A 9,968-nucleotide genomic window follows, 5' to 3' on the forward strand; every position below is an offset into this window, starting at 1 on the left:
GCCTGTCCGTCAGATGTTCCCCGGTGTCACGATCCCCGACTCGTACGCCACGATGACCAACTGCGCCCGGTCCCGCGCCGCCAGCTTCCCCATCATGCGGCTGACGTGGGTCTTCGCGGTCAGCGGGCTCAGGCCCAACACCTCGGCGATCTCCGTGTTGTTGAGGCCGCGCGCGACCAGGGCCAGCACCTCCCGCTCGCGCTCGGACAGACACTCCGGGCCGCCGGTCACCGGTGCGGAGGGGCTGCGCAGGAACCGCTCGATCAGCCGTGCCGTGGGCCCGGGCGACAGCAGGGAGTCCCCGGCCGCGACCGTGCGGATGGCGTCGAGGAGTTCGGCCGGCCTGGTGTCCTTGACCAGGAACCCGGAGGCGCCGGCGCGCAGGGCGTCCACGATGTACTCGTCGGTGTCGTAGGTGGTGAGGACCAGGACGCGGACGCCCGCGAGGTCGTCGTCGGCCGCGATGAGCCGGGTCGCCTCGATGCCGTCCAGGTCGGGCATGCGGATGTCCATCAGCACGAGGTCGGCGCGCCCGCTGCGGGCCAGTTCCACGGCTTGCCGGCCGGTGGCGGCCTGGCCGACGACCTCCATGTCGCGGGCCGACTCCACGAGCATCGCGAACGCCTCCCGCACCAGGGTCTGGTCGTCCGCGAGCAGTACGCGGATGGTCATCCGGTCCTCTTCCCCGTCGTGGTCAGCGGCAGGACCGCGGCCACCTCGAATCCGCCCCCGGGACGCGGTCCGGCGTCGAGTGTGCCACCCACGCTCCGGGCCCGCTCCCGCATTCCGACGAGTCCGAAGCCCGGGGTGCCGCCGGGGACCGGTCCGGTGCCGTCGTCGCTGACCGACAGACGCAGGGCGCCCTGCCGTTCGTCCAGCTCCACCCGGACCGAGACGTCGGGTCCGGCGTGCCGTACGGCGTTCGTCAGGGCCTCCTGAACGATGCGGTAGGCGGCGGCGCCGACGGCGGGCGGTGCGTGCCGTATCCGTACGGTCTGCTCGACCCGGGCACCGGCCAGCCGCGCGGCCTGCGCCAGGTCGGGCAGGCCGTCGAGGCCGGGCAGCGGGCCGCGGGCCTCCGGCGGGCCGTGCTCGCGCAGCACCTCCAGCGTCGTACGGAGTTCGCCGCGGGCGCTGCGGCAGGTCTCGGCGATGTCGTCGAGGGCCTTGGCGACCGTCTCCCGGTCGAGCCGCTCGGGGTCGGCGGACAGCACATGGGCGGCGACGGAGGTCTGCACGCCGATGAGGGTGATGCTGTGGGCGAGCAGGTCGTGCAGGTCCCGGGCGATCCGCAGCCGCTCCTCGGCGACCCGCCGCCGGGCCTCCTCCTCCCTTGTCCGTTCGGCCCGTTCGGCCCGCTCCACGATGGAGGCGACGTACTGGCGGTAGAACCGCACGTCGACGCCGCAGAACAGCACGGCGACCACCCAGCCCGAGATCTGCAGCATCCTCAGGGCCTCGTGGGCGTTGATGGTGAGCATCGTGCTGGTCGAGACGGTGAGGGCGCCGGCCCCGACCAGGACGGCACGCAGCGGGCGGCCGGTGACGGCGACGGTGTAGAGCGCGATGTACGTGGCCGGGGTCGGCGCGGAGTGCGGGTTGTCGAGGGCGTGGTACGGGGCGACACAGGCCACGACCCCGAGCAGCACGAGCAACGGCCGACGCCGCCGCCACACGATCGGCACGTTGCACGCGACCAGCAGCACCCACCCCAGCGCGTCGGGCCCGCCCCCGTCACCCCCGAGCAGCCCGAGCCCGACGGCGACCGCGGCGGCGGCGACCGCGAGCAGGGCGTCGTTACGGAGGGCGTGCGGGGCGGTCAGGGGGTCGCGGTTGATCGCCGCGATGATCCGATTACCGATGGTGGGTGCCTGCACGGTCACATCCTCAGCTAGCTGCGGGCATGCGTGCGCACCCGCCCCGGCTCAGCCTCGACAGGCGGTTCCGGTGCACGCGAGAGCCTCCCCGGCCACCACACCCGCCGCCGCAACAGCACACTCGCCGTGGTCACCAGATACGTACGCACCAGGAACGTATCCAGCAACACCCCCACAGCGATGACGAACCCGAGTTCCACCAGCCCGACCATCGGCAGCGTCGTCAGCACAGCGAACGTCGCCGCGAGCACGACCCCCGCAGAGGCGATCACCCCACCCGTCGTCCGCAACGCGGTCAACGCGGCCACCTCCGGCTCGGCCCCCCGCATGGACTCCTCGCGCATACGGTGCATCAGGAAGATGCCGTAGTCGACCCCGAGGGCGACCAGGAACACGAAGGACAGCAACCCGAGCCCCGGATCCGTACCGCCGAACCCGAACACCGGCTCGAACACCAGCCCGCCGATGCCCAGCGCCGCACCCCACACCGCGACCACCGCCGCCAGCAGCAGCAACGGTGCGACGAGGCTGCGCAACAGGCCGACCAGGATGACGAACACGGCGGCGAGCACCAACGGCACGACCACCTTGCGGTCCCGGGACTCGCTGTCGGCCAGATCGATCTGCTGGGCACTGGGCCCGCCGACGTACGCACCCTGAGGGTCCAGCCCGGCCCGCAGCGCCTCGATGGTCCGGGTCTCACCCGCGGTCTCCGGCGCGGCGGTGGTGAAGACGGCGATCTCGATCCAGCCCGACCCGCTGCGCCCCGGCGCCACCTCGGCGACACCGTCGGTCGCACGGGCCCGGTCCAGCACCGCCTGGGCACGGCCTTCGGGGGCGATGACGGTGACGGGCCGGCTGCTGCGCTCGGGATACTCCCGGGCCAGCGTCTGCATCGCGGTGATCGACTCGGGCCGCTCGGTGAACGAGTCCTCCTGCTTGATGCTGCCGGTCAGATTGAGCATGCCGAGCGCGAGGGCACCCAGCAGCACGCCCCCACCGACCAGCACCAGGGCGGGCCGGCGCGTCGCCGAGGTGCCCATCGCGGCGAACAGCGACCGCCGGGCCTTCGGCTCGCTCCCGAACGCGGGGATGAGCGGCCAGAAGACGCGCCGCCCGAGCAGGACCAGCACCGCGGGCAGCAGGGTCGTCATGGCGACCAGCGCGGCGAGCACCCCGACCATGCCGACCGGCCCCATACCGCTGCTGCTGTTGAGGTCGGCGGCGAGCAGGCACAGCAGCCCGGCCGCGACGGTCCCCGAGGAGGCGAGGACGGCCGGTCCGCAGCCGCGCAGGGCGGTGCGCATGGCGTCGTACGGCCGCTCGTGGCGCCGCAGTTCCTCGCGGTAGCGGGAGACGATCAGCAGCGCGTAGTCGGTGCCGGCACCGAGGACCAGCACGGTCATCACGCCGCCGCTCTGGCCGGTGACGGTGACGTCGAACAGTTCGTGCAGCCCGTATCCGGCGGCCATCGCCGTGGCGGCGGCGACGCCCGCCACGGCGAGCGGGACCAGCCACAGGAAGGGGCTGCGGTAGATGAGGATGAGCAGCACGGTGACGACGCCGAGCGTGGCGAGCAGCAGCGTGGCGTCGAGCGTCCCGAACACCTTGTTCATATCGGTGTTCAGCGCCCCCGGCCCGCCGACCTCGACGCTCAGCCCGCCGCCGCCTTCCGCGATGTCCCGTACCCCGTCGACGAAGGCGTCCCGGGCCTCCTCGTCCTGGCCCGGCTGGGTGCTGGAGACCGGGTACATCAGGGTGGAGCCGTCCGCGGACGGGACGCCCCGCGTATCACTCGTCAGGTCATAGGCGCCGCTCACCTTCTCGGCCTGCTCGGCGGCGGTGCGCCGGTCGGCGTCGGTCAGACCGCCGTCCCGGTGGTACACGAGCACCAGGTCGGTCGACTCCCCGCCGGGCAACCGGTCCTGGATCCGGGCCACCTGGGTGGAGTCGGCGCTGTCGGGCAGATAGTCGACCGCGCGGTTCTGCTGGACGCCGGAGAACTTCCCGGCGAGCGGCCCGAGCAGTACGAGCGCGGCCAGCCACAGCCCGACCACCACCCAGGGCACGACCCGCCGTCGCCCCGTACGTGTCCTTGTGTCCCCCATCAGCCGGGCTCCCTCCGCATCGGGTGTCTGGAACGCTCTCCAGACTCCCGGCGCGCGGGGACGGGTTCGTCGGGCGCGAGGGCGAGTTGAGGGGTACTGCCCGGGGCGGCACGGGCCGCGCACTACTCCCCGGGGAGTAACGCGGGGACGTCTCCTACGACGGCGTACGCGCGGCGGCCGCCAGCAGCCGGGTCACGTCGTCCGAGCAGATGGTCAGCGCCGCCCCCACCGTCGCGAGGACGTCCCGCTCGGCCGGGGTGTACGGCCCGTCCGCCAGGGCGATGCGGGCACCCTGGAGCAGGATCGATTCGCGGCCGACGGTGGCGAGGTGCGGGGCGAGCGGGTCCAGTGCCTCGTGCAGCTCTATGGCCAGCCCCGCACCGCAGGGCTCGCCGGAGATCCGGCCGGTGTCCGCCGCCAGCGCCTCGACGAGGGCGGCGAGCTGCTCCTCCGTGCAGTCGTCGAAGCCGGCGACGCGCACGGCCAGCACGGCGGCCTCCAGTGCCGTACGGGAACCGGCGCCGCCCGCTGCCAGCACCGCGAGGGCGACGGTGTGCACGGCGTCGCGGAGCATCGCGGAGAAGCGAATCGTCGTCGGATGGTCGAGGACGTCCGTGCCGAAGTGGCGGCGGCAGGCGGCGCACTCCACGACCGGGCCGGTCTCGCCGCGCGGCAGCACGGGCAGGCCGAGCAGGGTGAAGCGGCGCTGTCCGGTCAGCCGCTGGTAGTTGCGGTCGCCGCCGCAGCCGGGGCAGAAGAACTCCCCGTCACCGGCGGCCGTCCATGCGATACGGGTGCCCAGGATGCTCGAAAACCTGGCGGCATGGCCGTTTCGTCCCCGTCCTGGCAGCACGTCGCACCTCCGTCACGCCGCACGGCAGCGTCGCCGCGCTTGCGTGATGTTAGCCACATCCATGAGGAGGAGTCAGCACCCCGGAGGAGACCTTTCCGTGACCCTCACAGGGATTGGCCGGTATGTGACGGGGCTCCACCCGCCGGACAACGGCGGGCAGAGCCCCACAATCCCCGTTACGACTGGTCAGCGCGTCGCGCGGTTGACGGCCGAGACGACCGCCTTCAGGGAGGCGCGCGTCGTGTTCGCGTCGATTCCGATCCCCCACAGGATCTTGTCGTCGATGGCGCATTCGATGTAGGAGGCAGCCTGCGCGGAGGCACCCTCGCTCATCGTGTGCTCCTGGTAGTCCAGCAGGCGTACGTCGATGCCGACGGACTGCAGCGCGTCGAAGAACGCCGAGATCGGACCGTTGCCCGAGCCGGTCAGCACGGTGTCCTGGCCGTCGACCGTGGCCTCCACCTTCAGCGTGTCCACGCCGTCGGTGTCGGTGGTCGACTGGTTGTTCTTGACCTGGAGCCGGCCCCACGGGTTCTCGGGGTTGGGCAGGTACTCGTCCTCGAAGGCCCCCCAGATGGCCTTCGGCGTGACCTCGCCGCCCTCGGCGTCCGTCTTCGCCTGGATGAGCTTGGAGAACTCGATCTGCATCCGGCGCGGCAGTTCCAGCTTGTGGTCGTTCTTCAGGACGTACGCGATACCGCCCTTGCCGGACTGCGAGTTGACCCGGATGACCGCCTCGTAGGAGCGGCCGACGTCCTTGGGGTCGATCGGCAGGTAGGGGACCGCCCACTCGATGTCGTCGACGGTGACGCCCTTGGCGGCGGCGTCGGCCTCCATGGCGTCGAAGCCCTTCTTGATGGCGTCCTGGTGGGAGCCGGAGAAGGACGTGTAGACCAGGTCGCCCACGTACGGGTGGCGCGGGTGGACCTCCATCTGGTTGCAGTACTCCCACGTACGACGGATCTCGTCGATGTCGGAGAAGTCGATCTGCGGGTCGACGCCCTGCGAGAACAGGTTCATGCCCAGGGTGACCAGGTCGACATTGCCGGTGCGCTCACCCTGGCCGAACAGGCAGCCCTCGACGCGGTCGGCGCCGGCCATCAGCGCCAGCTCGGCGGCGGCGACGGCCGTGCCGCGGTCGTTGTGCGGGTGGATGGACAGGCAGACGTGCTCGCGGCGGGAGAGGTTGCGGCCCATCCACTCGAAGCGGTCGGCGTGGGTCGAGGGGGTGGAGCGCTCGACGGTCGCCGGCAGGTTGAGGATGATCTCGCGGCCCGGGCCGGGCTGCCAGACGTCCATGACCGCCTCGCAGACCTCCAGCGCGAAGTCCAGCTCGGTGTCCGTGAAGATCTCCGGCGAGTACTGGTAGCCGAACTCCGTCTCCGGGCCCAGCAGCTTCTCCGCGTACTCCACGACCAGCCGCGTGCCGTCGATCGCGATCTGCTTGATGTCGTCCTTGGAGCCGCGGAAGACGACCCGGCGGAAGACGGGGGCGGTGGCGTTGTACAGGTGGACCGTGGCGCGCTTGGCGCCCTTCAGGGACTCCACGGTCCGCTCGATCAGGTCCTCGCGGGCCTGGGTCAGCACGGAGATGGTGACGTCGTCGGGGATGGCCCCGGGCTCCTCGACGATGGAGCGCACGAAGTCGAAGTCGGTCTGGCCGGAGGCCGGGAAGCCGACCTCGATCTCCTTGTAGCCCATCTTGACCAGCAGGTCGAACATGGCGCGCTTGCGGGCCGGTGACATGGGGTCGATCAGGGCCTGGTTGCCGTCGCGCAGGTCGGTGGAGAGCCAGCGGGGGGCGGTGGTGATCCGGTTGGCCGGCCAGGTGCGGTCCGGGATGTCGACCTGCTCGTAGCGGCCGTACTTGTGGATCGGCATGGAACTGGGCTGCTGGCGGTTCGCCATGATGCGGGGGCTCCTCAGGATGTCCGGAAGGACGGCCGACGACGCAGCACCAAGCTCCGCGGGGAGGGGGTCGGCCTCGACTACAGGCCCTCGCCGCGGCAGCTAAGGAGAAGCAGCCCGAAACGCATGATGCGCAGCATGCTAGCCGAGGCCCTCCTGGTGTGCGGATCCGTATCAGTATGCGGGACCGGGCGCACATACAGGACAAAAAGTGCGCTATCCCACTTCGCTATACCACCCAAACACGGAGCGTGAAGTCGCTTGTCCGCGTATTTCACCAATCATGGTGGCGACCGGTGACAGGCTCGTCACGCAGTGCAAAGGTGCCAGGCATGACGACTCACGGGGGCTTCGAGCCCGTCTTCTGCACCATCGTTCCGCCCCATGTCCTCGACAAGCTCTCCCAGGCCGAGGACCCCGCGCTGGCCGGCCCGGCCCGCCGCACCCTCCAGCGCGACGCCTTCGAGCGCACCCAGCGCCGCCTCACCACGGTCATCGGCGCGAGTGCCGTCGCCTCGGTCGCCGACGGCAAGCCGCAGCGCACGATCCACGACGCCCGGCACGGCACCGACCTGCCCGGACACAAGGTCCGCGGTGAGGGCGACAAGCCCGGCAAGGACGCCACGGTCAACCGCGCCTACGCCGGCCTCGGCGCCACCTTCGAGCTGCTCCTCACGGCGTACCAGCGCGACTCGATCGACGGGAACGGCCTGCCGCTGGACGCGACGGTGCACTACGACCGCGACTACAACAACGCCTTCTGGAACGGCGAGCAGATGGTCTTCGGGGACGGCGACGGGGAGATCTTCCTCGACTTCACCATCCCGATCGACGTCATCGGCCACGAACTCGTCCACGGCGTCACGCAGTACACCGCGAACCTCACCTACTTCGGCCAGCCCGGTGCGCTGAACGAGTCCGTGTCGGACGTCTTCGGCGCGCTGATCAAGCAGTACACGCTCGGTCAGACCGCCGCCGAGGCCGACTGGCTGATCGGCGCGGGCCTGCTCGCCCCGCGGGTGACGGGCGTGGCGCTGCGCTCCATGAAGGAGCCGGGCACGGCGTACGACGACGACGTCCTCGGCAAGGACCCGCAGCCCGCGACCATGGACGACTTCGTCCGCACCGGCCGCGACAACGGCGGTGTCCACATCAACTCGGGCATCCCCAACCACGCCTTCTACCTCGCGGCCACGGCCCTGGGTGGCCACGCCTGGGAGCGCGCGGGACAGGTCTGGTACGACGTGCTGACCGGCGGCGAGCTGAAGGAGAAGGCGATGTTCACCGACTTCGCCACGCTCACGGTCAAGGCCGCGCGGGAGCGCTTCGGCGACGGAGAGGAACTGGACGCCGTGTCGAAGGCCTGGGAGCAGGTCGGGGTGCGGACCCTGTAGTTCCGTACTAGACAGGTGCCATGCGGATTCAGGTGAGGCGCACAGGCGGGTTCGCCGGTATCGAGCGGCATGCAGAGGTGGACACCTCGGGCCGCCCCGATGCCGCCGAGTGGCACGCCCTGGCCGAGCAGGCCGTGGCCGCCGGCCGGGGCACTCCGCCGATCGGGGTGCCGGACGGCTTCAGCTACCAGCTCACGGTGGACGGCAAGACGGTCTACTGCTCGGACCCCCGGCTGACGGACGAGCAGCGCAAGCTGATCTCGCGGGTCCTCAAGGAGGGGGCGTAACAGGTCCTGGGCGGCGGCCTGTTGACTTGAGTTACCGCCGGTACGGATGATCCGCGCATGGCGACTGACGCAGGCAACCCGATCCCCCGTTTCCCGGCCGGTTTCCTCTGGGGCGTGTCGACCTCGGCGCACCAGATCGAAGGGGCGGCGGACGCGCGCGAGCCGTCCGTGTGGGACGCCTTCACGGCCGAGCCGGGGCGGGTGAAGGACGGCTCGACGGCGGCGGTGGCCTGCGACCACTACCACCGCCACCGCGAGGACGTGGCGCTGCTGGCGGAGCTGGGCGTGAACGCGTACCGCTTCTCGGTCTCCTGGCCGCGGGTGCGCTCCGAGAAGGGCCTGGACTTCTACGACCGGCTGGTGGACGACCTGTGCGCGGCGGGCGTCCGCCCGGTACCGACCCTGTTCCACTGGGACCTGCCTGCGGACCTGGACTGGCTGGAGAGGGACACGGCCGCCCGCTTCGCCGAGTACGTGTCCCTGGTCGCCGACCGTCTCGGTGACCGGGTGACGAAGTGGATCACCCTGAACGAGCCGGCCGAGCACACCCTGCTGGGCCACGCCCTGGGCGTGCACGCACCGGGCAGGAAGCTGCTGTTCGACGCGCTGCCGGTCGCGCATCACCAGTTGCTGGCCCACGGCCTGGCCGTGCGGGCCCTGCGCGCCTCGGGAGCCACGGACATCGGCGTCGCCAACTCGCACGGCCCGACCTGGGCGGCGTCGACCGAGGCGGCGGACGTGGAGGCGGCCGAGTTCTACGACCTGCTGCTGAACCGCCTCTTCGCGGACCCGCTGTTGCTGGGCCGCTACCCGGACGGCATCGGCGAGCTGATGCCCGGGGACGTCGAGGCCGATCTGAAGGTGATCGCCGAGCCGGTCGACTGGTACGGCGTCAACTACTACGCGCCGACCCGGGTGGGCGCCCCGCAGGGCACGGAGATCGAGTTCGGCGGCGTCTCCATGCCCGCCGAACTGCCCTTCTCCGTACGGGAGATCGCGGGCCACCCGGTCACGGACTTCGGCTGGCCGGTCGTACCCGAGGGCCTCACCGAACTCCTCACCACGTTCCGCGAGCGCTACGGCGACCGGCTCCCGCCCGTCGTCATCACCGAGAACGGCTGCTCGTACCCGGGCGTCGACGACCAGGACCGCATCACCTACCTGGACGGCCACGTCCGGGCCCTGCACCGGGCGCTGGAGGCGGGCGTCGACGTGCGCGGCTACTTCGTCTGGTCCCTGCTCGACAACTTCGAGTGGGCGGAGGGCTACGCACGCCGCTTCGGCCTGGTCCATGTCGACTTCGAGACCCAGGAGCGGACCCCGAAGTCGTCGTACCGCTGGTACCGGGAGCTGCTGAAGGCCCAGGACGCTACGGCTTGATGCCCACGCCGGTCCACAGGCTGACCTCGGCGTCCGTCGGGGCGTGGCCCGGGGGGGGGGGGGGGGGCCCCCGGGGGGCCGCCGCCGCGCCCCGCGCCACCCCGGGCCCGCCCGCGCAAAAACCGGGGCCCGCCCCCCGGGCGCGGGACCCCCCCCCCCGC

At 71.4% G+C, this 9,968-nt stretch carries 8 protein-coding genes; 3 read left to right on the forward strand and 5 right to left on the reverse strand.

What is annotated here, in order from left to right:
* Positions 1-9 precede the first annotated feature (9 nt).
* The 5 genes from ACFTZL_RS07035 to leuA form a co-directional block, all read right to left on the reverse strand.
* The gene (locus ACFTZL_RS07035) at positions 10-672 is read right to left on the reverse strand and encodes a response regulator (protein WP_382579244.1); all 663 of its coding nucleotides are present in this window, start codon (positions 670-672) and stop codon (positions 10-12) included.
* Entirely contained in the window at positions 669-1,883 is a 1,215-nt protein-coding gene (locus ACFTZL_RS07040) for a sensor histidine kinase (protein WP_382579246.1), read from the reverse strand. The genes ACFTZL_RS07035 and ACFTZL_RS07040 overlap by 4 nt, the downstream gene beginning before the upstream one ends.
* 8 nt (positions 1,884-1,891) lie before the next feature.
* Positions 1,892-3,985 carry an MMPL family transporter gene (locus ACFTZL_RS07045; RefSeq protein WP_382579248.1) on the reverse strand — a complete coding sequence of 698 codons (2,094 nt, stop codon included), beginning with the start codon at positions 3,983-3,985 and terminating at the stop codon, positions 1,892-1,894.
* 154 nt (positions 3,986-4,139) lie between these two features.
* A complete protein-coding gene (locus tag ACFTZL_RS07050; protein WP_382579249.1) occupies positions 4,140-4,838 on the reverse strand; it encodes a TerB family tellurite resistance protein in 699 nt (232 codons plus the stop codon).
* Positions 4,839-5,024: 186 nt separating this feature from the next.
* On the reverse strand, positions 5,025-6,746 hold the full coding sequence (gene leuA, locus ACFTZL_RS07055) for a 2-isopropylmalate synthase (protein WP_382579251.1): 1,722 nt from the start codon (positions 6,744-6,746) through the stop codon (positions 5,025-5,027).
* A 332-nt stretch (positions 6,747-7,078) separates the two neighbouring features.
* Here leuA and ACFTZL_RS07060 point away from each other — a divergent pair, with 332 nt between their 5' ends.
* The 3 genes from ACFTZL_RS07060 to ACFTZL_RS07070 are packed head-to-tail and all read left to right on the forward strand — an operon-like array spanning position 7,079 to position 9,807.
* Positions 7,079-8,140 carry a M4 family metallopeptidase gene (locus ACFTZL_RS07060; RefSeq protein WP_382579253.1) on the forward strand — a complete coding sequence of 354 codons (1,062 nt, stop codon included), beginning with the start codon at positions 7,079-7,081 and terminating at the stop codon, positions 8,138-8,140.
* Between the two features lie 20 nt (positions 8,141-8,160).
* Entirely contained in the window at positions 8,161-8,427 is a 267-nt protein-coding gene (locus tag ACFTZL_RS07065) for a protealysin inhibitor emfourin (RefSeq protein WP_382579254.1), read from the forward strand.
* 57 nt (positions 8,428-8,484) lie between these two features.
* Positions 8,485-9,807, forward strand: coding sequence for a GH1 family beta-glucosidase (locus tag ACFTZL_RS07070; protein ID WP_382579256.1), 1,323 nt, complete (start codon positions 8,485-8,487; stop codon positions 9,805-9,807).
* Positions 9,808-9,968 lie beyond the last annotated feature (161 nt).

Origin of the sequence: Streptomyces sp. NPDC056948 (assembly GCF_042674225.1) — a bacterium.
GTDB lineage: Bacteria > Actinomycetota > Actinomycetes > Streptomycetales > Streptomycetaceae > Streptomyces > Streptomyces purpurascens.